The sequence below is a fragment of the Mycobacteroides sp. CBMA 271 genome (genome assembly GCF_009729205.1).
Lineage (GTDB): Bacteria > Actinomycetota > Actinomycetes > Mycobacteriales > Mycobacteriaceae > Mycobacterium.
Map to the genome: position 1 here is coordinate 493,930 of NZ_VTHB01000003.1, position 26,830 is coordinate 520,759.

Consider the following 26,830-nt stretch of genomic DNA (forward strand, 5'->3'; position numbering starts at 1 on the left):
GCGGATCCGCGTGAAGCATGATGTGCGACGGAGCAACCGGCTCTACGCTGGCGCTATGGACCGGTTCCGGGAATGGGCGTACCGACGCCGCGCCTTGGTGCCGTACGAGTTTCCGTGGACCGTGCCCGGCGTGATGTACACGAGCACATTGCTCATCGTGGGCTGTGCCGTAATCCAGCGAGGCTTCACCCATCCCTGGTTGCTGGCGTCGGCGAGTCTGCTGGCACTGGCCCCGATACTCACCTTCCTCCTCGCCGGGTACAAGCTCAACACCCTCTGGAGCGTGGCCTGCAGCCTCGCGGGCGTGGCGCTGTTCCTGTCGTGGCCCGAGAATGTCATGGACGCCGCCCCGTTCCTGCTGATGTTCACTCTGGGCGAGATTGGTGCACTGGCTTCGGTGCGTGCCGGTCTGCTCGCTGCGAGCGCGTGCGTGGCGCTGTTGGTCGTGGCCGAGCAGTTGCATCACCTGGGGACGTTGTCGCTTTTCATGGTGTTTTTTCTGTTGTGCGGGTGGATGATCGGCCGCATCATGCAGCTGCAGCAGCGGCTGCTGCTGCAGGAACGCGCGCAGCAGGTTCGGATGCAGGAACAGGCTGCCTCCGATGAACGGCGTCGCATCGCGCGCGAAATCCACGACGTGATAGCTCATTCCCTCTCGGTGACGATGCTGCATCTGACTGGCGCGAGGCGAGCGCTTCAGGAGGATCGGGATGTGGAAGACGCCGTCGCAGGATTGGTCGATGCAGAACGCCTTGGTCGGCAGGCAATGTCGGATATTCGTGGCACTGTCGGTCTGCTGAGCAGGGGGCCGGATGGTGTTGAGCCGATGCGGCTGGCCCCCGAGCCGGGTATCGCCGATCTCCCTGATCTCGTGGCCGACTTCACGGCCGCGGGGATGGCGGTGGAGTCTGATATCGGTGAGTCCGACGGATCCATTAGTGCCGGTGTGGGTTTAGCGCTCTACCGGGTCGCGCAGGAATCTCTGGCCAATATCGCAAAACATTCCCCGGAATCGTCGGCGGCGGTGCACCTCGATGTCAGCGGTACCGCGGTGAGCCTGACCGTGCGCAATGACCTGACCCCGGGGGTTCGTATGGACATGCGTGCCGGGGGTGGACTGTCCGGCATGCGCCAGCGGGTCGAGGTACTCGGCGGCGAGTTCCGCGCCGGGCCGGAGCGGGAAGGATGGACGGTCTCGGCGACCGTGCCGCTGGAGTCCACCGGATCGCAGTGCCGCCAGCGGCGGAAGGTGTTGTGGCGCCATGACTGAATCCGAGGTGGGCGTGCTCTTGGTCGACGATCAGGAGCTGGTGCGCACTGGGCTGCGCCGGATTCTGCGCCGCAAGGACGGATTCGCGATCGTGGGGGAGTGCACCGACGGGAGCCAGGTCGCGGCGGCGGTCAGCCAGCTGCGGCCCGACGTGGTGGTCATGGATCTGCGCATGAAACAGATGAGTGGTATCGAGGCTATTCGGCTACTGCACGCGGCCGATGGGCCACCGGCGTTGGCACTCACGACATTTGATGATGAGGAACTGCTCTCCGGGGCGCTTCGTGCCGGTGCCGCGGGGTTCATCCTTAAGGACTCTCCGGCCGAGGAGCTGGTTCGTGCTGTGCATGCTGTGGCCCGCGGTGAGGCGTATCTGGATGCGGCCGTGACATCGCGTGTGCTGAGTGCCTACCGGCGGGCACCCACCGTCAGCTCCGGGGACGCCGAGGAGAAGCTCACTTCGCGAGAGCTGGATGTGTTGACACTCATCGCATCCGGATCCACCAACTCCGAAATTGCCCAGCAACTGGTGATATCCGAGGTGACGGTCAAGAGTCATATCGGGCGCATCTTCGTCAAACTCGATCTGCGCGACCGGGCCGCGGCCATTGTCTACGCGTACGACCACGGCGTCGTGTCACCGAAATAGGGCTACAGCGCGTCCTTTTTGAGGACTGCCTCCAGGGTTTCGTGTAGCTGCTCTAGTTCGCGACGCAGGTAGTCGCGGGTGGCGACCTCGCCGACCGCGAGGCGCAGTGCGGCCAGCTCCCGAGCCAGATACTCGGTATCGGCCTTGGTCTGCTCGGCCCGTCTGCGGTCTTCTTCCAGCGCGACGCGGTCGCGGTTCTCCTGCCGGTTCTGGGCCAGCAAGATCAGCGGCGCCGCGTACGCGGCCTGTGTAGAGAACGCGAGGTTGAGCAGAATGAATGGGTACGGATCCCATTGCATCTGTATTGCGAAGAGGTTCAAGATAATCCACACGATGACGAACACCGTCTGCATGGCGAGGTATCGTCCGGTACCGAGGAACCGAGCGATGTTCTCGCCGACCCTGCCGACCGCCTCGACATCGAGATTGAGGGATAGCCTTCGCGAGGAGCGCGGTGTGTCGAGCCGCTGCCGTGCCGACGCCTCGCTCATCAGCGGTCACCCCCGGACACGGCCTCGGGTTCTTCGGCGCGCCAGCCGTCGGGCATCAGGTGATCCAATACGTCGTCCACGGTGACGGCTCCGAGCAAGTGACCATCCCTGTCGATTACCGGGCCGCACACCAGGTTGTAGGCGGCGAAGTAGCGCGTCACCTCGGCCAGCGGCGCCTCGGCATCCAGATACGGCAGGTCGCTATCGAGAATGCCGCCGACCATCGCGTACGGGGGTTCCCGTAGTAGCCGCTGCAGGTGCACGCATCCGAGGTAGCGCCCGGTGGGCGTCGCCGTGGGTGGACGCACTACGAAAATCAGTGAGGAAAGTGCCGGCGTCAGGTCCGGATCACGTACGCGGGCAAGAGCTTCGGCAACAGTGGTGTTGGGGCTCAGAATCACCGGCTCGGGGGTCATCATGCCGCCGGCGGTGTTGGGGGAGTGCGTGAGCAGACGCCGGACAGGTTCGGAGTCTTCCGGATCCATCAGGGCCAGGAGCGATTCGGCCTCTGCCGGTGATAACTCGCCCAACAGGTCGGCGGCATCGTCGGGGTCCATGGCCTCCAGTACGTCCGCCGCACGTTCGTCCTCGAGCTTGGTCAGTACCTCGGCCTGGTCGTCCTCGGGAAGCTCTTGGAGGATGTCGGCCAGTCGCTCGTCGTCGAACGCGGCCAGCACCTCGTCGCGTCGCTTTGGCGGTAGCTCGCGGATGGCATCGGCCACCTCGACCGGCCGCATCCCCTCGAACTGGAGCATCAACTGGGCGACGCCCTGTCCGGGCAGGTTGAGTGTCGACGGCGTCAAGCCGTGGATGTGGCTCCAGTTGGCGACCTGTAGACCGCTGCGCCGTCCTAGCCGTCGCGGGCTGCGCATGGCTACGCGGGTGACCACCCAGTCGCGGGTGCGGGTCTGTTCGAGACCCAGGTCCACCACGGTGAGGTCGACACCTTGGAACTGTTCGAGCTCGGGATCGTCCGTTCGCACGGTGGTATCGAGAACCTGTCCGAGGACCAGCGCCTCGCTGGGACGCTGTTCGAAGCGGCGCAGCGAGACGTTGCCGGTATTCAGCGTCACGGATCCGGGCTCAATGGCAGTCACCCGCAGCATTGGAACGAAAATTCTTCGGCGCGTCAGCATTTCGACGACAAGGCCGATGACCCGCGGCTGTTTTCGGGTAACACCGATGCTGATCACAACATCGCGTACCCGGCCGATCGATTCGCCGTCCGGGCCGAGAACCACCAGGCCTGAGAGCCTGGCTGCGAACACCTTGCTCACTGCGGCCATGACAGCAAGATTAGGGGGTTGAACCTAACGGCCGTCCTCCGGCGTCTGCAGTCGGCCGCGTTTAGGGGCCGATTCCGCCGTACATCAATGCGATGACGGCGTCGGAGAATCGATCGGCATCCTGCACCTCACCGCCCCGTGACGCGTGCAATCCGTTGGCGAGGATCATCCCGGTCACCGCCCGGGCGGTGAACTCGGTATCGAGATCGGCACGTAGGTAACCCTTTTCGACACCATGCCGCAGATATGCCTCAGTAAGGTGGTCGCTGGTGGCGAGCATGCCGAACACGCGCTCGCGCAATTCGTTGTCGACCGAACCGGCCTCCAGGAGCAGTAGCGGCAGCCGCGGGTTCTCCCGGAACAGGTGCGCCAGCGCGGCGCCGATGCGTACCGACTGCTGTCGGTATTGGTCGATGTCGTCGGCGAGCCCGGCAGCGTTCTCGGCGCTGATCGCGTGAAAGATCTGCCCCGTGACGTCGTCGATGACATCCTCGATGATGTCCCGCTTGCTCTTGAAGTACCGGTAGAAGGTCCCATGGCCGATCCCGATCCGTCCGGCGATATCTGCGACGCCCGTGGCGTGGTAGCCCTGCTCAGCGAAGCACGCGAAGGCGGCGTCCAGGATCTCCTGTCTCATCTCGAGTTTCTTGCGTTCGGCACGACTCAGGGTGGACGGGCTGGACGACATGAGTGGCGATCCTACCGACCTTGACACCCATCAAGAATGACATATCATTCCGAAACTGACATGTGATTCCGCTGGAGGTTGATGTGAGTCGTTATCCGAAGATCGAATTGCCTGGTGCCGTGGTTGTCATCACCGGCGGAGCCCGGGGAATCGGCGCCGCGACCGCGCGCCTCTTCGCCGATAAGGGAGCCGACGTCTGGATTGGCGACGTCGACGATGTGGTTGCCAAGGAGACTGCGGGCGCAATCCCGCGTGCGCAGGCCGGTGCCCTCGACGTCACCAAGCCCGAATCGTGGACCGCGTTTCTTGACAGGGTGCGCGCCGAGTCGGGCCCCGTGGACATCTTGATCAACAACGCGGGCGTGATGCCGCTGGGCGGATTCATCGAAGAAAACGAACGCACCACCGACTTGATACTCGACGTGAACGTGCGCGGACCGCTCAACGGCGCGCGGGCCGCGCTGCCGGAGATGGTGGCCCGCGGGCGCGGGCACATCGTCAACGTGGCGTCGATGGCGGGCAAGCTCGTCGTCCCCGGCATGGTCACCTACAACGCCTCCAAGTTCGGTGCCGTCGGGCTCTCGCTGGCACTGCGCAAGGAGTATGGGAACACCGGCGTCAGCGTCAGCTGCGTGCTGCCGAGTGCGGTGCGGACGGAATTGGCTTCCGGCGCACCGTTAGGCAAGGGCATGCCGACTGTGGATCCGGAGGACGTGGCCGCCGCGATTGTGCGCAGCGTCGATACCCGGCGCAGTCAGATCTCGGTCCCGGGTTGGCTCGCCTTCGGCTGGGGGCTGGTGGACCTTTTTGTGCCCGAACCGGTTGAGCGACTTGCTCGTCGGCTCATCGATGACCGTCGCGCCTTGACCTCGCTGGACCTGAATGCGCGCGGCGCCTATATCGAGCGGATCGAGCGGCAGAGCGCGGAGCACCAGAAGTGAGCAGCGAGCGCACCCCGCGGGTCATTGTCGTTGGCGCAGGCATGGCGGGAATTGCCGTGGGCCATAAGCTCAAAGAAGCCGGATTCGACGACTTCACCATTTTGGAGAAGGGTGATGACGTCGGCGGCGTCTGGTACTGGAACCGATATCCGGGACTGACCTGCGACGTGCCCTCGCAGGCCTACCAGTACCCGTTTGCGCCGAGGACGGACTGGCCGCGAGTCTTCGCGACCGGCAGCGAGATTCAGGAGTATCACCGCAAGGCCGCCGAGGATCTGGGTGTGATGCCGCATATTCGATGCGGGCAGGAAGTGACGGCAGCCGAGTTCACCGGGTCCGGATGGCGTGTCACCACCGCGGCCGGGGAAACACTGGAGTGCGATTTTCTGATCGCCGCCACCGGCGTGCTGCACCACCCGAACATTCCGGATATTCCCGGGCTCGACAGCTTTCAAGGGAAGGTGGTGCACACCGCCCGCTGGGAAGATTCCATCGAACTGGCGGGCAAGCGCATTGCCGCCATCGGAACCGGTTCTACTGGGGTGCAGGTTGTTTCGGCACTGCAACCCATCGTTAGTCAGGTGACGTCGTTCATCCGAACTCCGCAATGGGTGCTGTGGGCGCCGATGGGGATGCGGCAGCCGAAGTTCGTCACGAAGATACTGGAGGCCCTGCCCACCGAACGGCTCGTGCGGTTTAGCGCCTTGACGGGCACCGATGCGTTGGTGAACATCGTGACCAGGCCGGGCTTTGGGCGGCGGTTAGTGCAGCGGTACGCACGGACCTGTCTGCATCTGATCCGCGATAAGGAGCTGCGACAGAAGCTCACCCCGGATTACGAGCCGCTGTGCAAGCGGCAGGTGTTGTCCGGGTCTTTCCATCGCGCCGTCCAGCAGCCGAACGTCGAGATCGTCACCGACCGCATCGATCGGATCACGCCCACCGGAATCGTGACGGTGGACGGTGTCGAGCGCGCATTCGATGTGATCGTACTGGCCACCGGATTCCAGGCACACAACTACATGCGTCCGATGAATCTGGTTGGCAAGGACGGATATTCGATCGATGAGGCATGGGAGAAGGGGCCCAAGGCCTACCGGATGACCGCCATTCCCGGTTTTCCCAACTTCTTCACCGTGCTCGGTCCCAACTCGCCGACCGGCTCGATCTGGCTTCAGTACACCGCCGAGCGCACCGCCGAGTACATCGTCAGCTGGCTACAGCGATTCGCCCGCGGCGAGATCACCACAGTCGAGGTGAGCCGCGAGGCCACCGATGAGTTCAACGATCAAGCGCGCGAAGCCATGAAGCCCACGGTGTGGGCCACTGGCTGCAACTCGTGGTACCTCACGGAGGACGGTTCGGTCGACCTGTGGCCGTTCGATCGAAAGACCATGGAGCACATGCTGGGATCTCCCGAGGAGCATCACTACATCGTGCAGTGATGCTCCTCGGTTCCGATCAGACGGTCTTGGTCACTCCGTAGTAGGCGACGATGTCTTGGGTCCCGCTGGAGGAGCTGGTCAACACCGCATATGACCGCAGGAAGGATTGTCCGACACATCCGTCGATCTTGATGTGTACATCCTTGAGAGTGATTCGCGATTCGGTGCCCTTGAACTTTTTCTTGCTAACCGAGACATTGATGACCTCACCAGGTTTCGGCCTCACTTCAATGTTGCCGATGAATGGCATGCTGACGTTGCCAAGCCCGGACTGGCCTATCGAGGAGGACAGGCCGATGCTTCCGGTCAGTCGGACTGAGCTCAGCTCGATGCCGCAGCCAATCTGATAGCCCGCCTCCACTGTTCCCCCCTTGAGCTTGGTGCTGCCGCCGCCCTTGACGCTCGCGGTGAAGGTGCCTCCCGTCAGGTACTCACGCGAAGATGTGGCGGTGGTCAGCGGTGGGATCGGCAGCTGGGTCTCCTCCTCGGCGGTGAGCGTCAACACCCACCCGTCGGGTGTCTTCACAATGCTTGGTTCCTCTGAGGCGACGACGCCGTTGTCCGGCGGCGGACCCGGCTCACCCTCGGCGGGGGGTGGCGGGGCGTCTGCGATGGAGGGCATTGGCGGTGGGGTCGCATCGGGGTCGGCCAGCGCTAGCGGTGCAGTCCCTGCAAGTAGTGACGAGATGGTCAAAGTGGCGAGGGTTCTACGCATAATAACTTGCCTCTCGGTGCTGAATCATATTGAGCAATAACCGGTTTGGTCTAGACAGCCTTGGTGGTGCCCATGTAGGTGATCACGTCTTGGGTGTCTTCGGTTGAACTGGTGAACACCGCGTAGGAGCGGATGAAGGATTGGCCTACGCAGCCGTCGATCTTGATGCGGAATGCGGAGATCGTCACGCGAGCAGAGGTCTCGCCCTCGAACGCCATCTTGGTGACCGGGATGATGGTGGCGGTGCCTGGCTTGAGCGTCGGACGGACCTGCGCGAAGACATTGGCTCCCACGCTGGGCACACCAACGGGGCTGATCTGTGGCGTGATACCGCCGCCAAATCTCAAATCAACCTCGGCGGCCGTTATGCCACAACCGATCTGGTAGCCGGCCTCGAGGACTCCGTCGGTGAGCGCGGTCTTGCCGGAACCCTGAATGGACCCGATGAATGTGCCGCCCACCAGGTACTCGCGGGAGGATAGCGCGGTGGTCAGCGGCGCGACGGGCCGCTGAATCTCGTCCTTGGCCGCGACCACCAGGATCCAGCCGTCCCGTGTGCGTAATGTGCCCGGCTCCGCTGACGCGACGACACCGTCGTCGACGGGCGGCGCAGATTCGGCGGCCGGGTGTTCCGGGAGCGGCTCATCGCCGGGCGGATTGGCCAGAGCGCTTGGCGCGATCGCGCCAAGCGTGCAGGCGACAGTTAGTGCGGCAAGGCTTTTCAGCATGGCGGCGTAGCCTCTCGGTTATCCAGCAGATTCCGCCCAAAGGAATTGGCGGCGCTTGTGAACTCAGGACCTGTACCCGACAGGGGTACGGGTATTCCTAGAGATTTCTAAGAGGGCGGCATTTCCGGCTGAAGAACTAAAGGCGAACGCAATGTGTAGGTCACGTGTCCGTTTCCTACGCACTGTCCTGCCGGGACCATCGACGGTCCCGGGCTGCGAGTGGAATCGACGGCTAGCGTAGGTTGAACGTCTCCGGGTCCGGACCGATTCGGCCGTCGGCAGCGTTCAGACCTGTGATGTGCTGTACTTCGTCCTCGTCGAGCTCGAATCCGAACACGTCGAAGTTGGCCGCGATGCGCTGCGGCGTCACCGATTTGGGAATGACGACATTGCCGAGCTGCAGGTGCCAGCGCAGGATCACTTGGGCGACAGTCACGCCGTGGGCGAGGGCGATGGCTCCGATTACCGGGTTGTCCAGGATCGTGCCCTGGCCGAGTGGCGACCACGCCTCGGTGGCGATGCCGTACTCGGCGTGGAAGGCGCGCAGCTCGGGCTGAGTGAACCGAGGATGCAGCTCGATCTGATTGAGGGCGGGAACCTCTCCCGTCTCGTCGATTAGCCGGGCCAGATTCGCCACCGTGAAATTGCTGACCCCGATGGCCTTGGCGCGTCCGTCGGCCTGGATCCGCTGCAGGGCTTTGAAGGTCGCCACGTACTCGTCGAGCTCGGGTACCGGCCAGTGGATGAGGTACAGGTCTACGTAGTCGGTGCCCAGCCGCTCCAGGGACGCATCGAAGGCGCGCAACGTGCTGTCGTAGCCCTGATCGGAGTTCCACAGCTTGGTGGTTAGGAAGACGTCCTCGCGTGGCAGACCGGACGCCGCTATGGCACGCCCGGTGCCCTCCTCGTTCTCGTACACCTTGGCCGTATCCACTGACCGGTATCCGACCTGCAGCGCGGTCAGTACGGCAGCCTCGGCGCCGTCACTGGGCACCTGCCAGACGCCGAAGCCGAGCTGGGGAATCGTGGTACCGGAGTTGAGGGACACATGGGGAACTTCATAGGGAGCCGTCACGGTCAACCCAACACCCGCTGGCGCCGAGTATTCCCCGGCATTTCCGCTACACGAAACGCCTCGTGCCCATCTCTGGGAACGAGGCGTTTCTGTGGTGCGCCGTCAGGGTTTCGAACCCCGGACCCGCTGATTAAGAGTCAGCTGCTCTACCAACTGAGCTAACGGCGCGTGAACGTGCGTGCAAGACCTTAGCAGCCTCGGAGCCCGTAACGAAAATTGAAATCTCTGCGATAGCCCGATCGCATTGGTTGAGGTCGTCGCTCACCGTCGCAAACCCGTACAATCATGGCTGAATTCGCATGCATCAAGACTCAAAGGGAGCAAAGCATGACCCGAGGTCGTCCACGCCTGCTGATCGGCGCGCGTCGGCGGTGGGCAGCGGTGCTGGTACTCCCTGTCGTGGCCATGGCAGTGCTGGCCGGATGCGCCGGAACGTCACCCCAGGAGCCCGCGAAAGTTATTGATAAGGCAACGCCTTACGCCGATCTGCTGGTGCCCAAGTTGGTGATGTCGGTTAAGGATGGAGCCGTTGGCGTGCCGGTCGATGCGCCGGTCACCGTGACCGCGGGCGAAGGTGTGCTGGGAAGCGTCAGCTTGGTCAACTCTGACGGCAAAGAGATTGCCGGCGAGGTCGGCCCCGATGGCGTCACTTGGTCGACCACCGAACCGCTTGGGTACGACAAGCAGTACACGATCAGGGCCGATGCCCGCGGGCTCGGCGGGGTGGCCCGCGCCAACGCGTCGTTCCGCACCCACTCGCCGGACGACATGACGATGCCCTATGTCATGCCGGGTGACGGTGAGGTGGTCGGTATCGGTCAGACGGTCGCGATCCGGTTCGACGAGAGCATTCCGAATCGGGCCGCGGCCGAGAAGGCCATCAAGATCACCACCGACCCACCCGTCGAGGGCGCGTTCTACTGGCTGAACAACCGCGAAGTGCGTTGGCGCCCAGAGACGTTCTGGGAGCCCGGCACGTCGATCGACGTGAAGGTTAACACCTACGGGGTGGACCTAGGCAACGGCGTCTTCGGGCAGGACAACGCGATGTCCAGATTCTCCATCGGCGACGCGATCATCAGCCGCGTGGATGACAACAACAAGGTCGTCAACGTCGAGCGAAACGGCGAGATCATCAAGACGATGCCGACCTCGATGGGTAAAGACAAGGCGCCCACCAACAATGGCACATACATCATCGGCGAGCGGTTCAAGGATCTGATCATGGATTCCTCGACGTACGGTGTCGCGGTCAATTCGCCCGACGGATACCGCACCAAGGTGCAGTACGCCACGCAGATGTCCTATAGCGGGATCTACGTGCACGCCGCGCCGTGGTCCGTAGGTGCCCAGGGCCGTACCAATACCAGTCACGGCTGCCTGAACGTCAGCACCGCGAACGCAAAGTGGTTCTATGAGAACACCAAACGCGGCGATGTCGTGATCGTCTCCAATACCGTCGGCCCGGTTCTTCCGGTTACCGACGGACTCGGCGACTGGAACATCCCGTGGTCGCAGTGGAAGAGCGGAAACGCCGGGCAGTAGTCGCATAACAAAAAGCCCCCGCACGGTGACCGTGGCGGGGGCATTTTTGTGTGTGTTACCCCTCGATGACCTTCTGGTCGAGGACCCGCTTGGACGGCACCATGATGATGGACTTCGAGTTGTCGCGATCCCGGTAGGCCGACTCCAGAATCGACGGGATGCTTTCCAGCTTGCCGTGCACGCTCATCAGCTGTTCGAGGATCGAGATGCGCTGCTGGCCAACCTCTTCCACGGACCGGCGGGCCTGATCCAGGCGCCGTTCGATCTGCTCGTCGGCCAGCCGCAGGCGGCGGTCTGCCTCATCCTTGGCATCTCCGAGTCGCTTCTCGCACTCGGCCTGGGTATTGCGCCGCTGATCGTCGACGGCCGATTGGGTCTCGGTGCGCAGCTTGGTCAGCTCCTCGTCCAATTCCGTCTCGGCCTTGTCGCGCCGCTTGGCCTCCGCGGCGCGGAGGCGCTCGGACTCGCTGACGGCCTGGGCCACAATCTGATTGGCTTCCTCGCGGGCCCGCGCCATGACCTCGGTGTACTCGGTCTCCAGCGCGCTCTGGCGGGCCGCCATGTCGGCAAGCATTTCCTTGTGCTTGGTGCGCATGGCTTCGGCGTCAGATTTTGCGGTCGCGACCAGGGCAGCCGACTCGGTGCGCGCCTCGCTCTGCATCTCGGAGACCTCGTCGACGGCGATGCGAAGCATCTTGGCCATCCGGTCGGTCATCGCGTGTGCAGACGGGGAAGTGTCGCTAAGCGTCGATACCTCGTTCTGGAGTGAGGAGACCTGCGTGGTGGCGTCCTCGAGCCGGCCTTTCAGCGTCTCGACATCGTTCAGCCCCGACTGGTGCATGATCGTCAGCCGGCTGATGTACTCGTTGACCTCAATCGGGTCGTACCCGTTACGGGTGCGAGTGAAGTTCCGAGTGGACTCATTGGTGGTGGTCGCGGTCACTGGTACCCCTTGAAAAAGGTATGGATGTAGTGGGAGGGCGTTAGCCCGCGAAGAGTATGACACGCGCTACCGGTCCGCGTATACCGATCCTGGTAAACAGTGGAGCCAAGTGTATCCAGATTGCTTGGCGCGGACATGCCTGGTCATGGGGCTGGAGTTGGTCAATGAGGCGATTGGCGGCGGGTCTCAGCATGGACGAACTGGATGCCTGGCCGAATTAGCGCAATCGCTATGCAATTTGCTGTCAATTTTCCTGTGCAGTCACTGTCGGTGTGTACATTTCGGAGTCATTGGTTTGCTGCAGCCGGAGTCGGGGAACGTATCGCCTATAGGTGGCGTTTCCTGAAATCGATCTTGATTGCGCAGTGGCGGGTAGCGATGGTTTGCGCGGTCCGATCGCGGCACGGGCCGTTCGTCGTGACAACAGAAACGCCGCCTACCTGAGTAGACGGCGCTTCTGAACTGGGGTGGCTGACGGGGCTCGAACCCGCGACATCCAGGATCACAACCTGGTGCTCTACCAGCTGAACTACAGCCACCATTGCCGCGCGAAGCGGCGTGGACGATCTTAACCGGTGATAGTGCCTTCAGCCGAATCGATATCCCGCGAGTTGGCCGGGCCGGCGTCTAGCTCTGCCACGATCGCGACAAGGTCGCTGGTAGACGGCCCGGGATCGGCGACGAAGGCCGCGCGACGGTAATAGCGCAGCTCGCGGATCGACTCCTTGATGTCGGCGAGCGCCCGGTGCGCCAAGCCCTTGTCTGGCTGCCCGAAGTAGATCCGTGGATACCAGCGGCGGCACAGTTCCTTGATGGAACTGACGTCGATCATTCGGTAGTGCAGAAAACCGTCGAGCGCCGGCATATCCCGGGCGATGAATCCGCGGTCGGTGGCGATGGAGTTCCCGGCCAGGGGAGCCGTCTTGGCTGACGGCACATGCTGGCGGATGTAATCGAGGACCAGCGCCTCGGCCTCCGCCAGGGAGACGGTCGAGGCGCGAACCTCGTTGGTCAGTCCGGACTTGGCATGCATCTCCTTGACGACGGGAGGCATCGCGGCCAATGCGGCATCATCGGCGTGTATGACGAGGTCGACGCCTTCGCCGAGGATATTGAGGTCACCGTCGGTGACGAGGGCGGCGATCTCGATCAGTTTGTCGGAGCCGAGGTCAAGCCCGGTCATCTCGCAGTCGATCCAGACAAGTTCATCGCGTGGGGCACTCACAGTCTGACCACAGTAGCCGCACACCGTCGCACTCGGCGATGACGGCACGCCCACGGGGCATTAGGGTGTGGCCATGGCCGACCAGACCGCCGCAACCAGCCCCGCACAGCAGATCGCCGCCGGTTACGCCACCACGGGGAAGGCACTCGAATTGGGTTCGGTTGTCGTCGACGGAACTGTCGACCCGACCGCGCGAATCCGCATCCCGCTCGCCACCCTGAACCGCCACGGGCTCGTCGCCGGAGCTACCGGAACGGGTAAGACCAAGACGCTGCAGGTGATCGCCGAACAACTCAGTGCCGCGGGTGTGCCCGTTGTCATGGCCGACGTCAAGGGCGACCTGTCGGGTCTGTCCAAGCCGGGTGAGGCCAACGACAAGTCGGCCCAGCGGGCCAAGGACACCGGTGACGACTGGGCTCCGACGGGCTTCCCGGTCGAGTTCGTGTCCCTGGGCACCAACGGGATCGGTGTGCCGGTCCGCGCCACCATCCGGAGCTTCGGGCCGATCTTGCTCTCAAAGGTGCTGGGGCTCAATGCAACCCAGGAGTCCACGCTGGGGTTGATCTTCCACTGGGCCGACCAGCAGCAGCTTCCGCTGCAGGACCTGAAGGATCTACGCGCGGTCATCACTCACCTGACCAGCGATGAGGGCAAGGCGGACCTGAAAAACCTCGGCGGTGTCTCGGCGGCGACTGCCGGCGTGATCCTGCGCGCGCTGATCAACCTGGAGGCCGACGGCGGCGACACGTTCTTCGGCGAGCCCGAAATCGATCCGAACGATCTGATGCGCACATCCGGAGACAAGGGCGTCATTACGCTTGTCGAGCTGGGGGCGCAGGCCGCGCGACCGGTGCTGTTCTCCACCTTCCTGATGTGGATTCTGGCCAACCTGTTCACGAAGCTGCCCGAGGTCGGCGACGTCGACAAGCCCAAGCTGGTCTTCATCTTCGACGAGGCGCATCTGCTGTTCGCCGACGCGTCCAAGGCGTTCCTGGAGCAGGTGGAGCAGACCGTCAAGCTCATCCGGTCCAAGGGCGTCGGTGTGTTCTTCTGCACCCAGCTGCCCACCGACGTGCCCAACAACGTGCTGTCGCAGTTGGGTGCGCGCGTTCAGCACGCGCTGCGTGCCTTCACGCCCGAGGACCAACAGGCTCTTACCAAGACCGTCAAGACCTACCCAAAGACGGATGTGTACGACATGGGCACGGCGCTGACATCGCTGGGCATCGGAGAGGCAATCGTCACAGTGCTCTCCGAGAGGGGCGCGCCGACGCCGGTGTCGTGGACTCGGATGCGCGCGCCGCGTTCGCTGATGGCCGCTATCGGGGACGACGCCATCAAGGCCGCCGCCGGGTCCAGCCCCCTGCAATCCAAGTACGGCCAGACTGTCGATTCGCGATCCGCCTTCGAGATCCTCGCCGAGAAGGCGGCACAAGCCGAGCAGGACGCCCCCGTCGAAGAGGCGCCTGCGAAGAGGAACGGCAAGCCCGCACCTGAGAAGGACAGCTGGTGGCGGCGCGTGCTCAGCAACAGGAGCTTTCAAAGCTTCCTCAGCGCTCTGGGCAAGCAACTTATCCGCAATATGGGTAAGCGGCGCTAAAGACCGTTGACAGTCAACGGGGGCGGGCGGTCAGCGTGCAACGCCCTCGGGCAGCATGCGTGATCGCCGCCAGAGGTACTGAACCAATCGGCCCTCGAGCATGTTCGCCTCATCCATTACTCGGACTAGCCGCTCGCCGAAGAACCGCAGATTCGCGTGATAATGCGGATTGCGCAGCGCGGCCCAGGCTGCCCGTATGGGTGGAAGTCCGGCGTCGCGGTACACGGCCGGTCGCACCATCACTAGTGGCACTACCGCCGCGCCGGCGGCAACGATCAAGCGCTCCACGGCCATTCGGGCGCGGCCGGTTCTTTCGACGGAGCGGATCAGGGCCGTACGCGCGTAGCTGATATGCCGAGCTTCCTCGATGACGTGGATCTTGGCGATGGCCCGGGTGCGCGGCTGGAGCGTCTCGTCGTTCATGGTCTGACGCTGCAACCGGTCCAGTATTTCCTCGACCATGAGCATCATCGAGAAGATCGTCGCGGACAGCGGCGCGAGCGCGGTCACGCCCACCAGTGCCCGGGCAATCATGGGCGGGTCATAGCTGCGGTCGCTGAGCGTATTGATTTGTCGGCCGAACATCACCGAGTGGCGGCACTCGTCGGCGACCTCGGTCAGCGCGTATTGCGCTGTGGCGCTTCGGGGGTCACTTACGGATGCCAGCTTGAGCATGGGGTGCATCAAGGCACTCTCGGCGAGGATGCCCCAACTGGCGAGGGCCGAGGCCTCCAGGCGCCCAAGGGTCACCTTCTCGTCCTCCGTCATGCGGTCGAAGATCTTTGTGCCGTACAGAGAGATGTATTTGTCGGGTACGTAGCGCAGGCCGGGAACGTCAGGCGCATCCCAATCGATATCGACGTCCGGGTAATAGGAGCGGTCTACCGACGAGCGCAGTAGCCGCACGGCGGTGCGTTCGACGGGAGATTCTTCCGACGTTGTGGTTGCTTGCGACACGACATGCCTCCTGCTGTTCGATGGGCAGCTACCCGCCAAGATTTATGTAGTACTGAAAAGTACCGGTTACTTCTAGTATCGTCAATGGCATGTCAGTTAGCGGAGACGCCAGGCGTGATCGTTGGGCACAGCACAAGGTCCGGGTGCGTCGGAAATTCATTGTCGCCGCGGTGGCGGCGATAGAGGCGAAGGGCCCGTCGGCCACTGTCGATGATGTCGTCCGCGCGGCTCAGTCCGCTAAGCCCAAGCTATATAGGCATTTTGACGACCGAGCCGATCTGTTCGACTCGGTGGCGCAAGCGATGGTGGCGGCTATCAGACGCCAGCTGACCGCGACCGCCGATACTCGCATGCCGCCGCGTAAATCTGCGCAACGCGCCGCAGCCCGCTTGATCGATTTGGTGGAGCAGTTCCCACAGTCGACACGCTTTCTCTTCGAGCACCAGATGGTGAGTGTGCGAGGGAGCCTTGCTCCAGCGCTTCGAGAAGGCGGGGCTGTCGCCGAACTCGCGGCGGCGACCTCGTCGTTTCTGGAACGTGTCAATGTGCACCCGGCCGGTGCCGATCAGCTGGCCGCCGCATTGATCGGCACGGCGGCCACGACCGCGCTATGGCGCGTGGCCCAGGTTGCCGTGCCGGGCGAGGCCGTCAGGGAGCGCCTCGCCGAGACGTTGTGGGCCTCGGTCGATGTGTTCTTGCGATCGAAAGGCGTCATCGTGGATCCGGATCGTGCGCTTGATCCGGGAAGGGCCGAGACGGCACGGTCTGCGCTACTCGACTTGCGGGGCGAGGGCTAGTTGCCGAGCTTTTTGTAGAAGCTCCCGACGATCGGGGCGACGATGGCACGCGGGGCGTAGCCTGCGGCCACCGACATCGCCTTGGACGTGATGCCCGGAACGACACGCATCTTGTTGCGTTCCAAGGCATCCAGCGAAATCCGTGCGGTGTACTCTCCGTTGATCCACAGGAAGTCGGGGACCACCTTGTCGACGATCGATGCCTCGGCGGGGTCGGGTTCGACGGTGCGCACCGGCCCGGGGGCCAATAGTGTGACGTGCACGCCGGTGCCCTTAAGCTCGCCGCGCAGCGACTCCGAGAAGGTATTCGCGAAGGCCTTGGTGGCGGCGTAGGTGGCGTTGTTGGGAATGGGGGAGTTGCCGGCGGCCGATCCCGAGGTCAGAATGCCGCCGGCTCCGCGCTTAAGCATTCCGGGCAGTACTGCCAGCGTAAGATCATGTACCGCAACCGCATTGAGCTGCACCTGGTTGCGCTCGCCCTCGGGGTCCAGGTCGCGGATCGGGCCGAACGTTGCGGTCCCGGCGTTATTGCACAGGATCGAGATGTTGCGCTCGGACAGTTCCTTGCACAGGGCGTCGCGGGCGCCGGGGTCGGCGAGGTCGACCGCGCGCACCTCGACGATGACCCCGGTCTTCTCGGTCAGGGTGCTGGCGAGGTCGTTGAGGATTTCACCGCGGCGTGCAGTGATGATGAGACTGTGTCCGCGGGCGGCCAGCTCTTCGGCGAGCGCCGCCCCGATCCCCTGGGAGGCTCCGGTGACGACGGCGCGGGCATCGGGACTGGGTGCAGGGATCGGCATGAGGCAATCGTAAAGGTTGGGGTCGACGCCCAGGCGCGCGATGAACGCTTGCGAGAAGCGCATCAAGCTACGCTGGTCGGAATGAGCATGCCTGGGGTCGACGGGCCCGTGGGGCGTAGCGACGAAGTAGTGGACACTCGTTCCTCGCGTGCCCGGATAGCCGCGTGGGCATCGTTCGATTGGGGCTCAGCGGCCTTCAACACTGTCATCGTGATGTTCATCTTCACGCCGTATCTGACCGGTCGGGTCGGGGCCGGCATGCCCGACGGTGTACCGCAGGGCCTGCTCGGCTGGATGATGGGTCTGGGCGGCGTCCTTGTGTTCGTGCTCGCTCCGGTGACCGGGGTCTGGGCGGACACCCCCCAGCGTCGCCGCACCGCATTGGCGCTGCTCACCACGTTGGTGGTGCTGGTCGCCACCTCGATGAGCTTGGTTCGCGAGGATAATCGCTACCTCTGGCTGGGCCTCGGGTTGTATTGCGCGGGTTCGGTGTTCAACGAGCTTGCCCAGGTTCCCTACAACGCGATGCTGCATTCGCTGACCACACCGGCCAACGCGTCCCGGGTCTCCGGGCTTGGCCTGGCGGCCGCCTACATCGGCGGTGTGGTGGTCCTTCTGGTCTGCTACGTGTGTTTCATCGCGGGGGACGGGTCGACCCGCGGTCTCTTTGAGATTCCGGCCGCCGACGGTTTCGATGTGCGCGTATCCGTCGTGCTGGCCGCGGCATGGTTCGCGGTGTTTGCCCTGCCGCTGGTGCTTGCGCGGCCGGTGGTCGACCCGGGGGACCCGCCTCCCAGCTCGCCCGGGCTGCTCGGGGTGTACCGGGAGCTGTGGCGCGACCTCGTCGAGCAGTGGCACCAGGATCGGCGCATCATCTACTTCCTTGGTGCGAGTGCGATTTTCCGCGATGGGCTGGTCGCGATGTTCGCGCTGACCCCGGTAATCGCCAACGCTGTCTTCCACTTGTCCGGCGCCGATATCACGTTATTCGGGGTGGCCGCGAATGTCATGGCGGCGTTCGGGGCAGTCCTGGGCGGATTGATCGACACTCGGGTGGGATCCAAGCGGATCATCATCGGCTCGCTGGCTGCGATCGTCACGCTTGGCAGCGTGATGACGTGCCTGTCGGGGCAGACGGCGTTCTGGATCTGTGGACTGGCGATCGCGGTCTTTGTTGGGCCCCCGCAGTCGGCGGCCCGAACGCTGGTGTTGCGCATGGCACCTGCCGGCAGAGAATCGTTCGTCTTCGGTCTGTACACCATGACGGGCCGGGCGGTTTCTTTCGTTGGCCCGTGGCTGTTCGCCACCTTTGCGCTGGTGTTCCATGCCACCCGTGCGGGTATTGCGGGGCTGGTGTTGATGATCGGGTTGGGAATGGTGGCGCTGATGTTCGTCAAGGTACCCCGATACGACCCGGTTACGGGTGAAATCGTCAGCGGTGCAAGCTAGCCCACGCTGTTGCAGGTGGCCATCTTGCCGGCTGTCGTCATCTTCTGCTTCCCGTTGATTATCAGCGTGCACGTCACCTCATGCGAGAGGTCGCTGCCGATCACCATCGCGGTCTCGACCTGTTTCACGCTCATTTTGAATTCCTTGCGCCACGGCAGCTTGACGTTGAACTCCGTTTGTAGTGAGCCGGTGGCGTCGAAGTAGGTGATGTTGAAGGCGAATCCGGTACCGCCCACCTCGTAGACCACGGTCTCGGTTGCGGGCTGGCTTCCTTGCGTCGGAGGGTTGATCGGGATCGGTGGAATGGTGAAGCTCGGAATCGCCGGAATGCTCGGCATGGTGGGCACGGTCGTCGTCTGGGTCCGGGTGGATGGCGTCGCGACAACCGTTGGCTGCCGGTCGTCTTCGCGCTGAATCAGGGCGACCAGCGTGATGATGAGCGCGACGATGACAACCAGCGCACCAATCCCGACGACCCACAGCCAGAACGTGTTCGAGCGTCGCGGCGGCTCCGGATCCTGGGGTGGGGGACCGAATGATCCAGAGGAGCCGTACTGTTGCGGCAGCGCGGTCGTGGGTTGCGGTGGTGAGGCACCCGCAAGCGCGGGGTATTCGAATGCCTGCGAGGCATACGCGGGATCGTCGGGGTAGTCCAGCGGCTGGGAAGACGGCGACCACGAACCGTATGAGCCGGGACCGCCCGAGGCGGTCGCACCGGTGCGGCGGTTGCTGTCCATGGCAGCAAGGGTACCCGTCAAGCTATCGATGCAGGTGAAAGCCGGTCAGATGCGTTTTCGGCGGTTTGTCGCGGAACGCCCGCGAATGGCGACAATCGACTGATATCACGGTCGGGGTGCGGCACGATAGGGGTCATGACCGTGCCCACATCTACGTCGCCCGAGGACACGCCACCGAAGAAGCACAAGGACCGCACGCATTGGCTGTACATCGCGGTCATCGTCGCGGTGGTGCTTGGCGTGATCGTCGGCATGCTGTGGCCGGGTTTCGGGAAATCGGTGGGTGTGCTCGGCGAGATCTTCGTCAGCCTCATCAAGATGATGATCAGCCCGGTGATCTTCTGCACGATCGTGTTGGGCATCGGATCGGTGCGCAAGGCCGCCAGTGTGGGGCGGGTCGGCGGACTGGCCTTCATGTATTTCCTGGCGATGTCGACTGTCGCCCTGGCCATCGGGCTCGTCGTGGGCAACCTGCTGAAACCGGGTACCGGGTTGCATGTCACCGGTGCCAGTCAGGGTGCCGGTGCCAAGTATGCCGACCAGGCGCATGCGGCCGGCGGGACCTGGCATTTCATCAAATCGATTGTGCCGGAGACCATGTTCTCGGCGCTGACATCCGGCAGCGTGCTGCAAACCTTGTTTATCGCGCTGCTGGTCGGATTCGCGGTCCAGGCACTTGGATCTACCGGTGAATCGATCGTGCGCGGTATCGGGATGCTGCAGAAGCTGGTCTTCAAGGTCCTCATCATGGTGCTCTGGCTGGCGCCGATCGGCGCTTTCGGAGCCATTGCCAACGTGGTAGGCCAGACCGGCTGGGAGGCGGTGACCCAGCTTGGCACGTTGATGCTCGGCTTCTACGCGACGTGTGTGATCTTCATTTTCGGTGTGCTGGGCGCCCTGCTCTGGGCGGTGGCGAGGGTGTCGATTTTCAAGCTGGTGCGCTACCTGGCCCGGGAGTACCTGCTGATCGTTTCCACCTCGTCCTCCGAATCGGCACTGCCGCGGTTGATCGCGAAGATGACACATCTCGGAGTCGAGAAGTCGACGGTGGGAATCGTTGTCCCCACCGGGTACTCGTTCAATCTGGACGGGACGGCGATCTATCTGACGATGGCCTCGCTGTTCGTTGCCGATGCGATGGGTAAGCCGTTGTCGATCGGGGAGCAGATCTCACTGCTGGCGTTCATGATTATCGCCTCCAAGGGTGCCGCCGGTGTCACCGGCGCCGGAATGGCCACGCTGGCAGGTGGATTGCAAAGCCACCGCCCCGAGCTGCTCGACGGTGTCGGCATCATCGTCGGCATCGATCGATTTATGTCCGAGGCGCGGGCGCTGACCAACTTCTCCGGCAATGCGGTGGCCACGCTGCTTATCGGGACGTGGACCAACACGACGGATCGCGAACGGATCCAATCAGTGCTCTCGGGCGCGGATCCCTTCGACGAGACCACCATGCTCGAGGAGCATGCGTCCGCGGATTCGCCTGCCGCCGAGAAGGTCTCTGCCGCCTGATGCGTCAGTTCATCCGGTACGGATAGTTGGCGACGATCGCATCGGTGCGGTCAATGAGATTGGCGGTCAGCACGATACCGGTTTGGTTGTGCAGGATCTGCTGCCAGCGACGCTTGGTCTTGATCTCGGTGATGAGCACCGTCACCTGGCGGCCGTCGCACTGCCTCTTCTTGACGTACTCGACCAGCGGAGTCACCAGAGACCGATGCGCGGTCGGCAGCACGACGAGGTCAAGCCCCGGATTCCATTGATCCCAGCGTCTGGTGATCGCTTCGGTCTTCTGATCGGTGCGGCTGATGATGACCGGTATCACCTCCCCGCCGAGATGCAGCGCCGCCTCCAACAGCTGGACCGTCCGCTTGTTGATGTCGTCGATCGGCACGATTACCAGCGGTGTCTGGTCCGGTGGATTGGGGGTGAGCGCGGGCAATTCCTCCAGCGCCAGTTCGCGTTTGACGCCCTGGTAGTAGTCTTCTGTGCGCCCGAAAAGCAGAATCAACAGTGGAATCACGATCAGCAGCAGCCAGGCGCCCTCGGTGAACTTACTGACGAAGAAGACCACCATCGCCACGGCCGACAACGCGGCGCCGAATCCGTTGAGGGCGGCCTTCCAGCGCCAGCCGGTAGTGCGCGCGCCGAACCAATGTTTGACCAAACCGGTTTGACAGATGGTGAATCCAATGAACACGCCGATCGCGAACAGCGGCAGCAGCCGGTGGGTGTCGGCGGCACTGGCAATCAGGATCAGCGCCGAGAGCACGGCGAGCGCCGCGACACCGTATCGGTAGACCGGCTTCTCCGCGCGCAGCCCGAACAGGTGTGGCATCCGGTCGTCCTTGGCGAGGAGGCTCATCAGCACGGGCAGCCCACCGAAACTGGTGTTGGCGGCGAACCCGAGAATCAGCGCCACCGTCACATTCGTGATGTAGAAGGGCAGTCCGGTGCCGAACGCCGCCGCGGAGAGCTGCGCTAGAATGGTGACGTCACCGCGTGGGACGACGTGATGGGACTTGATGAGGATGCTGAGCCCGATCAGCATGACGCCCAACAGGATTCCGAGGGCGACCTCGGTGCGCTGGGCCCGCTTGATGGCGGGCGTCCTGAAGGCGGGGACACCGTTGGCGATGGCTTCCACACCCGTCAGCGACGAACACCCGGCTGCGAATGCCTTGAGAACCAGGATGATTCCTAGCGCGCTGATCGGTTCGATGGGGCCGAGGTCCTTACCGATGACGGCGACCGGGGTCGAGTGCGCCAGCCCGAAGACGATGACCGCCAGGATGCAGACGATGAAAACGAATGTCGGAAGCATCAGCACCTTGGCCGACTCGCTGACGCCGATCAGGTTGAGACACGTGAGGATCGCCAGGCCGATCAGCGTAATGGACAGCAGATGCGGGGCCAGGGAGGGGAAGGCGCTCGCCAGGCTCGCCGCCCCTGCCGACAGGCTCACCGCGACGGTCAGCACGTAGTCGACGACCAGACTCGCGGCTGCCACCAGGCTCGCTCCGCGGCCGAGATCCTTCTTGGCGACCGCATACGAGCCCCCACCTTCGGGGTGTACCGCGATCACCTGCCGGTAGGAGAACACGAGCACGATGAGCAGCACCGTGATCGCGATGGCCACCGGCAGGGTGAAGGCGATGGCACCGGCTCCACCGGCGATCAGGGCGAGCACGATGGCCTCCGGGCCGTAGGCCACCGAGGACAGCGCGTCGAGGGAAAGCGCGGCGAGACCGCCGACCGAGGTCAGTTTGTGGGCGTCGTCCTTGAGGACACGTCGCAGCCGGGGATCCGCCACTCGGTGCGGTGCGGGACGGGTGGAAATCACCCCGGGAGACTAGACCCGGAAGCTGCCAATTTTGAAGGTCTTAGCGTGTTCTTGAGGACCCCAGTTCGCGGGACACTGGCACCGGGGCAGTGGTGTCAATCACGATGACATCCGCGAACCTACGTCCCGTGAGGTCAACGGATGTAGACTCTCCGACATGAAGGGACTCAGTCTTACTGCCGCGATCGCCATGGGTGCTGGTGCTGCCGCGATCGCCATGGCCTCTCCGGCGCATGCCGACGACGTCAGTTTCAACGAGACGTTGCACTCGTACGGCATCTACGCACCGCCGGACAAGACTGCCTACCTCGGCAAGATCGCCTGCCACCGCCTCGACACGGGCCTGGATAAGGACGCCTACCAGTCCACCGAGTTCCTGGCCAAGAGTCTCGACCGCAAGACCTCCACTGAGCAGAAGTGGCAGTTCCTGGGCGCTTCGATCGACGAGTACTGCCCCGAGCAGCGCCCCGTTCTAGAGCGCGCGGCCAGCCGTACCTAAGATCGTTCTCCGCCGTGCTCAGCGAGCGCGGCGGAGAACGGCGAGCACCTGAGCGACCAGCTCGTCGATATCGGCACCTGTGGTGTCGAGGACGAGTTCGGGGTTCTCCGGGGCTTCATACGGCGCCTCCACACCCGTCAAACCCTTCAACTCGCCCGCTCGAGCCCGTGCATACAGCCCTTTGGGGTCACGCTTCTCGCATTCGGCAAGCGGGGTGGCGATATACACCTCGATGAACGGCAGTTTGGCCGCGGCATTGATGCTGCGTGCGGTCTCCCGGTCTGAGCGCAGCGGTGACACCAGCGAGGCCAGCGCCACCACACCCGCGTCGGCGAATAGCCGGGTCAGATGCGATACCCGGCGGATGTTCTCGGCGCGATCGCCCGGGGAGAACCCGAGGTCATCGGAGAGTCCATGGCGCAGGTTGTCGCCGTCGAGCAGATACGCCACCTGACCGGATTCCACCAGCGCCCGCTCCACCGCCACCGCGATGGTCGACTTGCCGGATGCGGGAAGCCCGGTGAACCAGATGATCGCACCGCGCTGTGTGGTGCTGTCCCAACGATATTCGCGGTCCAGCGCCGACGGATGCCAGCGAATGTCGGTGCGTGCATGTGTCTCGGGTTTGACCTCGCGCGCTTCGGTGATCGTGCCTGCGCCGACGGTGTCGTTGGAGGCCTCGTCAATGAGGATGAATGCGCCGCTGTCTCTGCTGGCGGCGTACGAATCGGCCACCACGACCGAACTGGTGCGCAGGGTCACCGCACCGATGTCGTTGAGCGCCAACTCGACCGGTCCGTCCAACTCATCGAGTGTCTCCGGGTCCAGCCGCGTGTGCAGCGCCTGAACGGTGGTCCGCACCGTCCGGGTGCCCTGTTTGAGGGCGAGCCGGTCGCCGGCACGCAGCGGGCCGTTGGTGAACCAGCAGACCGTGGCGTCCAGTTCTCGGGCTAGCACCGGCAGCACCGCGTCCTCGGCGCCGCTCACCAGCACATCGCCGCGGCCCACGTCGATATCGTCGGCCAACTCGATAGACACCGAAAGCGGAGCCACACCGGTAGGGCGGTTTTCGTCGAGGGTGTCGACCGCAGTCACCGTCGAGCGGGCGCCCGACGGCAGGTTGACCACCGGATCTCCGACGCTGAGCGTCCCGGCTGCGAGGCGGCCGGTGTATCGGCGACGCTGATCGGCGGTGGGCCGCGACACCCACTGCACCGGCAGGCGGAGCTTGGCGGCCTCCGGTTGCGGCGGCGAAAGCTCCACGCCTTCAAGGTATTCGAGCAGGGTTGGTCCGGAGTACCAGGGGGTGTTCGCGGAGCGATGTACCACGTTGTCGCCATGCTTGGCCGCAACCGGAATGACCGTGATATCCACCTTGCCGAGTCGGTCGGCGAGCAGATGCAGCTCACGTTCCACTTCGCCGAACCGTTGCGGATCGAAGTCGACCAGGTCGATCTTGTTCACGGCGGCCACAAAATGCTTGATGCCCAATAGCTTTGCGATGCGGGCGTGACGGCGGGTCTGGCGCAGCACCCCCGCCCGTGCATCGACGAGAAGGATCGCTACGTGCGCGTTAGAGGCGCCGGTGAACATGTTGCGGGTGTACCGCTCATGGCCGGGGGTGTCGGCCAGGATGTAGCTGCGGCGCTCGGTGGAAAAGAAGCGGTAGGCGACATCGATGGTGATGCCCTGCTCGCGTTCGGCGCGCAGACCGTCGGAGAGGGCGGCGAGGTCGGCCACCCCCTCGCCGTCGGTAACGGCTTCCAGGTGATCGATCGGCAAGCTGTCGGTGTCATGCAGCAGGCGCCCGATGAGAGTGCTCTTGCCGTCATCCACCGAACCCGCGGTGGCGATACGCAGCAGTTGGCGGGTGTCCACCGCGGCCGGTGTCGCTTCGCTCGCTTGGACACTCATCAGAAGTACCCCTCTCGTTTCCGGTCTTCCATTGCTGCCACGGATGTTCGGTCGTCGGCGCGGGTCTCGCCGCGCTCTGACACGGTGGCCGCGGAAATCTCCGCGATCACCGCTTCGATCTCGGTGGCCTGGGAGCGCACGGCGCCGGTGATAGTCATATCGCCGACGGTGCGGTAGCGCACCCATTCGGTGGCCGCCGTCTCCTGCCCGCGCGGACTGGTGTATTCCGAGGTGGCCAGCAGGATGCCGTCGCGCTCGAACACTTCGCGCTGATGTGCGTAGTAAATCGGCGGCAGTTCAAGGTTTTCCAGCTGTATGTAGCGCCAGATATCCAGCTCGGTCCAGTTGCTCAGCGGAAAGACGCGGACCTGCTCGCCCTTGCGGATCCGACCGTTGTACAGCGACCACGGTTCGGGCCGCTGCGCCCGTGGATCCCACTGTCCGAACTCGTCGCGGAAGCTCAGGATCCGCTCCTTGGCGCGGGCGCGTTCCTCGTCGCGCCGGGCACCGCCGAAGGCCGCGTCGAAACCGCTGGCCTCCAACGCGTCCAGGAGTGTGCGGGTCTGTTCCCGGTTGCGGGAGGCGCCCGGGCCCGGGTCGGCGACGCGTCCGGCATCGATGGTGTCTTGCACCGAAGCGACGATCAGTTTGTGGTTGTGCCCGGTGGTGCGGCGGTCACGGAATTCGATGACCTCGGGGAAGTTGTGCCCGGTGTCCACGTGCAGTACCGGGAACGGCAGCGGCGCGGGTCGAAAGGCCTTCTCCGCCAATCGCAGCAGGACGATGGAGTCCTTGCCGGCCGAGAACAGTAGCACCGGGCGTTGTAGCTCTGCCGCAACCTCGCGGATGATGTGCACCGCCTCGGCCTCCAACAGTCGAAGCTCGTTGACCTGCAATAAATCTGGTGTCGTTGCGGTGTCACTCATAGTGGCAGTCCCTCCTTTTCCGCATCGGCTCGGTAGCGGTCCACCCAGTCGTCGGATCGCTGATCGGCCTGCCGTTCCAGCGCCGGCGGAGGTGCCAGCCGCGGGTCTTGCCCCAGTGCCTCCAGAACGGTGGCGACCACCTGGGTCAGGTTGCGCCACAGGTACGGGTAGGAGACGTCGATGGGCTGGATGTTCTCCTCGGCGAACCAGCGGCGCCAGCCCGCCTCCTGCGCCTGCAGCATGGTGATGACGTGGGCGATGGCCCCGGCGTGGTACTCGGCGCGGGCATCGCGCACGGGGTCGGGCCGTCCGCGCCACACCCGGGTCTGGACCGCGCGCCAGAACGAAACCGCTTGGGACACCACATCGGGGCGGTACACGTGCACCAGCACCGGGTCACTGCCGACGACATCGCGTATCGCGGCGTAGAGCCCCTCGCCGGAGCGATCGGGCAGATCGGTGGCGCGGCTGCGCAGCAACGGTGTCTGGTTCCACATGAGCTTGCCGCCCCAGATTCCATTCGGGGTGCGGCCGACGGTGCGGATGTAGTCGCGCCATATGGTCGCGGGCGCGAGATCGGGCTTGCCCGCGTCCAGCGGATCGAGCAGGCGCAAGATCGACTCGTCCTGGGTGTCGGCGAACCATTCCCGTGGCTGGGGCGATTGGCTCGTCGAGGGCAGGTACTGGAAGAACTCCTGCGGTTCGCCGGCCACGCCGGTCGCGCGCAGGGATTCCACCAGCAGGGTGCTGCCACTGCGCTGGGATGCGAGCACCAGATATGCGGTGGGGTGGTCGGGCATGTGCAGT

Annotated in this window: 25 protein-coding genes and 2 tRNA genes; 10 read left to right on the forward strand and 17 right to left on the reverse strand. The window is 64.0% G+C overall.

Features of this window, described 5'->3' with window-relative positions; all coding sequences use genetic code 11:
* Positions 1–55 precede the first annotated feature (55 nt).
* Together FZI91_RS11095 and FZI91_RS11100 are read left to right on the forward strand one after the other, a co-directional pair.
* Entirely contained in the window at positions 56–1,270 is a 1,215-nt protein-coding gene (locus FZI91_RS11095) for a sensor histidine kinase (protein ID WP_155938997.1), read from the forward strand.
* On the forward strand, positions 1,263–1,919 hold the full coding sequence (locus FZI91_RS11100; protein ID WP_155938998.1) for a response regulator transcription factor: 657 nt from the start codon (positions 1,263–1,265) through the stop codon (positions 1,917–1,919). Before FZI91_RS11095 ends, FZI91_RS11100 begins: the two co-directional genes overlap by 8 nt.
* A 2-nt stretch (positions 1,920–1,921) precedes the next feature.
* On the opposite strand, the gene FZI91_RS11105 is transcribed toward FZI91_RS11100, so the two are convergent.
* From FZI91_RS11105 to FZI91_RS11115, 3 genes are all read right to left on the reverse strand, one after another.
* The gene (locus FZI91_RS11105) at positions 1,922–2,410 is read right to left on the reverse strand and encodes a DUF1003 domain-containing protein (protein ID WP_155938999.1); all 489 of its coding nucleotides are present in this window, start codon (positions 2,408–2,410) and stop codon (positions 1,922–1,924) included.
* Positions 2,410–3,696 carry a magnesium transporter MgtE N-terminal domain-containing protein gene (locus FZI91_RS11110; protein WP_155939000.1) on the reverse strand — a complete coding sequence of 429 codons (1,287 nt, stop codon included), beginning with the start codon at positions 3,694–3,696 and terminating at the stop codon, positions 2,410–2,412. Before FZI91_RS11110 ends, FZI91_RS11105 begins: the two co-directional genes overlap by 1 nt.
* A 61-nt stretch (positions 3,697–3,757) precedes the next feature.
* The gene (locus FZI91_RS11115; protein ID WP_155939001.1) at positions 3,758–4,384 is read right to left on the reverse strand and encodes a TetR/AcrR family transcriptional regulator; all 627 of its coding nucleotides are present in this window, start codon (positions 4,382–4,384) and stop codon (positions 3,758–3,760) included.
* A gap of 83 nt (positions 4,385–4,467) precedes the next feature.
* Between FZI91_RS11115 and FZI91_RS11120 the strand changes: the two genes are divergently transcribed.
* Complete coding sequence (locus FZI91_RS11120; protein ID WP_162525646.1) at positions 4,468–5,325, forward strand: SDR family oxidoreductase; 858 nt, start codon at positions 4,468–4,470, stop codon at positions 5,323–5,325.
* The gene (locus FZI91_RS11125) at positions 5,322–6,770 is read left to right on the forward strand and encodes an NAD(P)/FAD-dependent oxidoreductase (protein WP_162525645.1); all 1,449 of its coding nucleotides are present in this window, start codon (positions 5,322–5,324) and stop codon (positions 6,768–6,770) included. The genes FZI91_RS11120 and FZI91_RS11125 overlap by 4 nt, the downstream gene beginning before the upstream one ends.
* Positions 6,771–6,786: 16 nt before the next feature.
* Here FZI91_RS11125 and FZI91_RS11130 read toward each other — a convergent pair whose 3' ends face one another.
* From FZI91_RS11130 to FZI91_RS11145, 4 genes are all read right to left on the reverse strand, one after another.
* Positions 6,787–7,485, reverse strand: coding sequence for an MspA family porin (locus FZI91_RS11130; RefSeq protein ID WP_155939002.1), 699 nt, complete (start codon positions 7,483–7,485; stop codon positions 6,787–6,789).
* A gap of 50 nt (positions 7,486–7,535) precedes the next feature.
* Positions 7,536–8,213 carry an MspA family porin gene (locus FZI91_RS11135; RefSeq protein ID WP_155939003.1) on the reverse strand — a complete coding sequence of 226 codons (678 nt, stop codon included), beginning with the start codon at positions 8,211–8,213 and terminating at the stop codon, positions 7,536–7,538.
* A 232-nt stretch (positions 8,214–8,445) separates the two neighbouring features.
* A complete protein-coding gene (locus FZI91_RS11140; protein WP_162525685.1) occupies positions 8,446–9,261 on the reverse strand; it encodes an aldo/keto reductase in 816 nt (271 codons plus the stop codon).
* 119 nt (positions 9,262–9,380) lie between these two features.
* Positions 9,381–9,456: transfer RNA gene (locus FZI91_RS11145), tRNA-Lys, on the reverse strand.
* Positions 9,457–9,615: 159 nt separating this feature from the next.
* On the opposite strand from FZI91_RS11145, the gene FZI91_RS11150 reads away from it, so the two are divergent.
* On the forward strand, positions 9,616–10,833 hold the full coding sequence (locus FZI91_RS11150) for an Ig-like domain-containing protein (protein ID WP_155939005.1): 1,218 nt from the start codon (positions 9,616–9,618) through the stop codon (positions 10,831–10,833).
* 55 nt (positions 10,834–10,888) lie between these two features.
* On the opposite strand, the gene FZI91_RS11155 is transcribed toward FZI91_RS11150, so the two are convergent.
* From FZI91_RS11155 to orn, 3 genes are all read right to left on the reverse strand, one after another.
* On the reverse strand, positions 10,889–11,776 hold the full coding sequence (locus FZI91_RS11155) for a DivIVA domain-containing protein (protein WP_162525644.1): 888 nt from the start codon (positions 11,774–11,776) through the stop codon (positions 10,889–10,891).
* A 463-nt stretch (positions 11,777–12,239) separates the two neighbouring features.
* A tRNA-His gene (locus FZI91_RS11160) sits at positions 12,240–12,315 on the reverse strand.
* A gap of 29 nt (positions 12,316–12,344) precedes the next feature.
* Entirely contained in the window at positions 12,345–13,001 is a 657-nt protein-coding gene (orn, locus tag FZI91_RS11165; RefSeq protein WP_162525643.1) for an oligoribonuclease, read from the reverse strand.
* Positions 13,002–13,074: 73 nt separating this feature from the next.
* On the opposite strand from orn, the gene FZI91_RS11170 reads away from it, so the two are divergent.
* A complete protein-coding gene (locus FZI91_RS11170) occupies positions 13,075–14,601 on the forward strand; it encodes a helicase HerA-like domain-containing protein (protein WP_155939006.1) in 1,527 nt (508 codons plus the stop codon).
* A 30-nt stretch (positions 14,602–14,631) separates the two neighbouring features.
* Here the strand turns inward: FZI91_RS11170 and FZI91_RS11175 are convergent, their stop codons facing one another.
* On the reverse strand, positions 14,632–15,558 hold the full coding sequence (locus FZI91_RS11175; protein ID WP_162525642.1) for a diiron oxygenase: 927 nt from the start codon (positions 15,556–15,558) through the stop codon (positions 14,632–14,634).
* 89 nt (positions 15,559–15,647) lie between these two features.
* On the opposite strand from FZI91_RS11175, the gene FZI91_RS11180 reads away from it, so the two are divergent.
* Positions 15,648–16,355 carry a TetR/AcrR family transcriptional regulator gene (locus FZI91_RS11180; RefSeq protein ID WP_155939008.1) on the forward strand — a complete coding sequence of 236 codons (708 nt, stop codon included), beginning with the start codon at positions 15,648–15,650 and terminating at the stop codon, positions 16,353–16,355.
* Here FZI91_RS11180 and cmrA read toward each other — a convergent pair.
* Positions 16,352–17,155 (reverse strand): mycolate reductase, encoded by an 804-nt coding sequence (gene cmrA, locus FZI91_RS11185; protein ID WP_155939009.1) that lies wholly within the window; start codon positions 17,153–17,155, stop codon positions 16,352–16,354. The two genes, FZI91_RS11180 and cmrA, sit on opposite strands and share 4 nt — an antisense overlap.
* A 129-nt stretch (positions 17,156–17,284) precedes the next feature.
* Here cmrA and FZI91_RS11190 point away from each other — a divergent pair, with 129 nt between their 5' ends.
* Positions 17,285–18,604 (forward strand): MFS transporter, encoded by a 1,320-nt coding sequence (locus FZI91_RS11190; RefSeq protein ID WP_162525684.1) that lies wholly within the window; start codon positions 17,285–17,287, stop codon positions 18,602–18,604.
* Here FZI91_RS11190 and FZI91_RS11195 read toward each other — a convergent pair.
* Positions 18,601–19,341: an MmpS family transport accessory protein gene (locus tag FZI91_RS11195; RefSeq protein WP_155939011.1), complete on the reverse strand. Its 741-nt coding sequence runs from the start codon at positions 19,339–19,341 to the stop codon at positions 18,601–18,603. The genes FZI91_RS11190 and FZI91_RS11195 overlap by 4 nt on opposite strands.
* Before the next feature lie 135 nt (positions 19,342–19,476).
* On the opposite strand from FZI91_RS11195, the gene FZI91_RS11200 reads away from it, so the two are divergent.
* Complete coding sequence (locus FZI91_RS11200; RefSeq protein ID WP_155939012.1) at positions 19,477–20,853, forward strand: cation:dicarboxylate symporter family transporter; 1,377 nt, start codon at positions 19,477–19,479, stop codon at positions 20,851–20,853.
* Positions 20,854–20,857: 4 nt separating this feature from the next.
* Here FZI91_RS11200 and FZI91_RS11205 read toward each other — a convergent pair whose 3' ends face one another.
* Positions 20,858–22,684 (reverse strand): APC family permease, encoded by a 1,827-nt coding sequence (locus FZI91_RS11205; RefSeq protein WP_162525641.1) that lies wholly within the window; start codon positions 22,682–22,684, stop codon positions 20,858–20,860.
* A 157-nt stretch (positions 22,685–22,841) separates the two neighbouring features.
* Here FZI91_RS11205 and FZI91_RS11210 point away from each other — a divergent pair, with 157 nt between their 5' ends.
* Positions 22,842–23,183: a DUF732 domain-containing protein gene (locus FZI91_RS11210; RefSeq protein ID WP_155939013.1), complete on the forward strand. Its 342-nt coding sequence runs from the start codon at positions 22,842–22,844 to the stop codon at positions 23,181–23,183.
* A gap of 18 nt (positions 23,184–23,201) precedes the next feature.
* Here the strand turns inward: FZI91_RS11210 and cysC are convergent, their stop codons facing one another.
* The 3 genes from cysC to FZI91_RS11225 are packed head-to-tail and all read right to left on the reverse strand — an operon-like array spanning position 23,202 to position 26,823.
* On the reverse strand, positions 23,202–25,097 hold the full coding sequence (gene cysC / locus FZI91_RS11215; RefSeq protein WP_155939014.1) for an adenylyl-sulfate kinase: 1,896 nt from the start codon (positions 25,095–25,097) through the stop codon (positions 23,202–23,204).
* The gene (cysD, locus tag FZI91_RS11220) at positions 25,097–26,023 is read right to left on the reverse strand and encodes a sulfate adenylyltransferase subunit CysD (RefSeq protein ID WP_155939015.1); all 927 of its coding nucleotides are present in this window, start codon (positions 26,021–26,023) and stop codon (positions 25,097–25,099) included. Before cysD ends, cysC begins: the two co-directional genes overlap by 1 nt.
* Positions 26,020–26,823 carry a trehalose 2-sulfotransferase gene (locus FZI91_RS11225; RefSeq protein WP_155939016.1) on the reverse strand — a complete coding sequence of 268 codons (804 nt, stop codon included), beginning with the start codon at positions 26,821–26,823 and terminating at the stop codon, positions 26,020–26,022. The genes cysD and FZI91_RS11225 overlap by 4 nt, the downstream gene beginning before the upstream one ends.
* Positions 26,824–26,830 lie beyond the last annotated feature (7 nt).

What these genes read in the sequence shown, in the direction of transcription:
- FZI91_RS11200 (WP_155939012.1), top strand. Translation starts at nt 19,477, where the DNA reads ATGACCGTGCCCACATCTACGTCGCCCGAGGACACGCCACCGAAGAAG.
- FZI91_RS11095 (WP_155938997.1), top strand. Translation starts at nt 56, where the DNA reads ATGGACCGGTTCCGGGAATGGGCGTACCGACGCCGCGCCTTGGTGCCG.
- FZI91_RS11115 (WP_155939001.1), bottom strand. Translation starts at nt 4,384, where the DNA reads ATGTCGTCCAGCCCGTCCACCCTGAGTCGTGCCGAACGCAAGAAACTC.
- FZI91_RS11110 (WP_155939000.1), bottom strand. Translation starts at nt 3,696, where the DNA reads ATGGCCGCAGTGAGCAAGGTGTTCGCAGCCAGGCTCTCAGGCCTGGTG.
- FZI91_RS11170 (WP_155939006.1), top strand. Translation starts at nt 13,075, where the DNA reads ATGGCCGACCAGACCGCCGCAACCAGCCCCGCACAGCAGATCGCCGCC.
- cmrA (WP_155939009.1), bottom strand. Translation starts at nt 17,155, where the DNA reads ATGCCGATCCCTGCACCCAGTCCCGATGCCCGCGCCGTCGTCACCGGA.
- cysC (WP_155939014.1), bottom strand. Translation starts at nt 25,097, where the DNA reads ATGAGTGTCCAAGCGAGCGAAGCGACACCGGCCGCGGTGGACACCCGC.
- FZI91_RS11100 (WP_155938998.1), top strand. Translation starts at nt 1,263, where the DNA reads ATGACTGAATCCGAGGTGGGCGTGCTCTTGGTCGACGATCAGGAGCTG.
- FZI91_RS11195 (WP_155939011.1), bottom strand. Translation starts at nt 19,341, where the DNA reads ATGGACAGCAACCGCCGCACCGGTGCGACCGCCTCGGGCGGTCCCGGC.
- FZI91_RS11105 (WP_155938999.1), bottom strand. Translation starts at nt 2,410, where the DNA reads ATGAGCGAGGCGTCGGCACGGCAGCGGCTCGACACACCGCGCTCCTCG.
- FZI91_RS11180 (WP_155939008.1), top strand. Translation starts at nt 15,648, where the DNA reads ATGTCAGTTAGCGGAGACGCCAGGCGTGATCGTTGGGCACAGCACAAG.
- cysD (WP_155939015.1), bottom strand. Translation starts at nt 26,023, where the DNA reads ATGAGTGACACCGCAACGACACCAGATTTATTGCAGGTCAACGAGCTT.
- FZI91_RS11225 (WP_155939016.1), bottom strand. Translation starts at nt 26,823, where the DNA reads ATGCCCGACCACCCCACCGCATATCTGGTGCTCGCATCCCAGCGCAGT.
- FZI91_RS11150 (WP_155939005.1), top strand. Translation starts at nt 9,616, where the DNA reads ATGACCCGAGGTCGTCCACGCCTGCTGATCGGCGCGCGTCGGCGGTGG.
- FZI91_RS11135 (WP_155939003.1), bottom strand. Translation starts at nt 8,213, where the DNA reads ATGCTGAAAAGCCTTGCCGCACTAACTGTCGCCTGCACGCTTGGCGCG.
- FZI91_RS11210 (WP_155939013.1), top strand. Translation starts at nt 22,842, where the DNA reads ATGAAGGGACTCAGTCTTACTGCCGCGATCGCCATGGGTGCTGGTGCT.
- FZI91_RS11130 (WP_155939002.1), bottom strand. Translation starts at nt 7,485, where the DNA reads ATGCGTAGAACCCTCGCCACTTTGACCATCTCGTCACTACTTGCAGGG.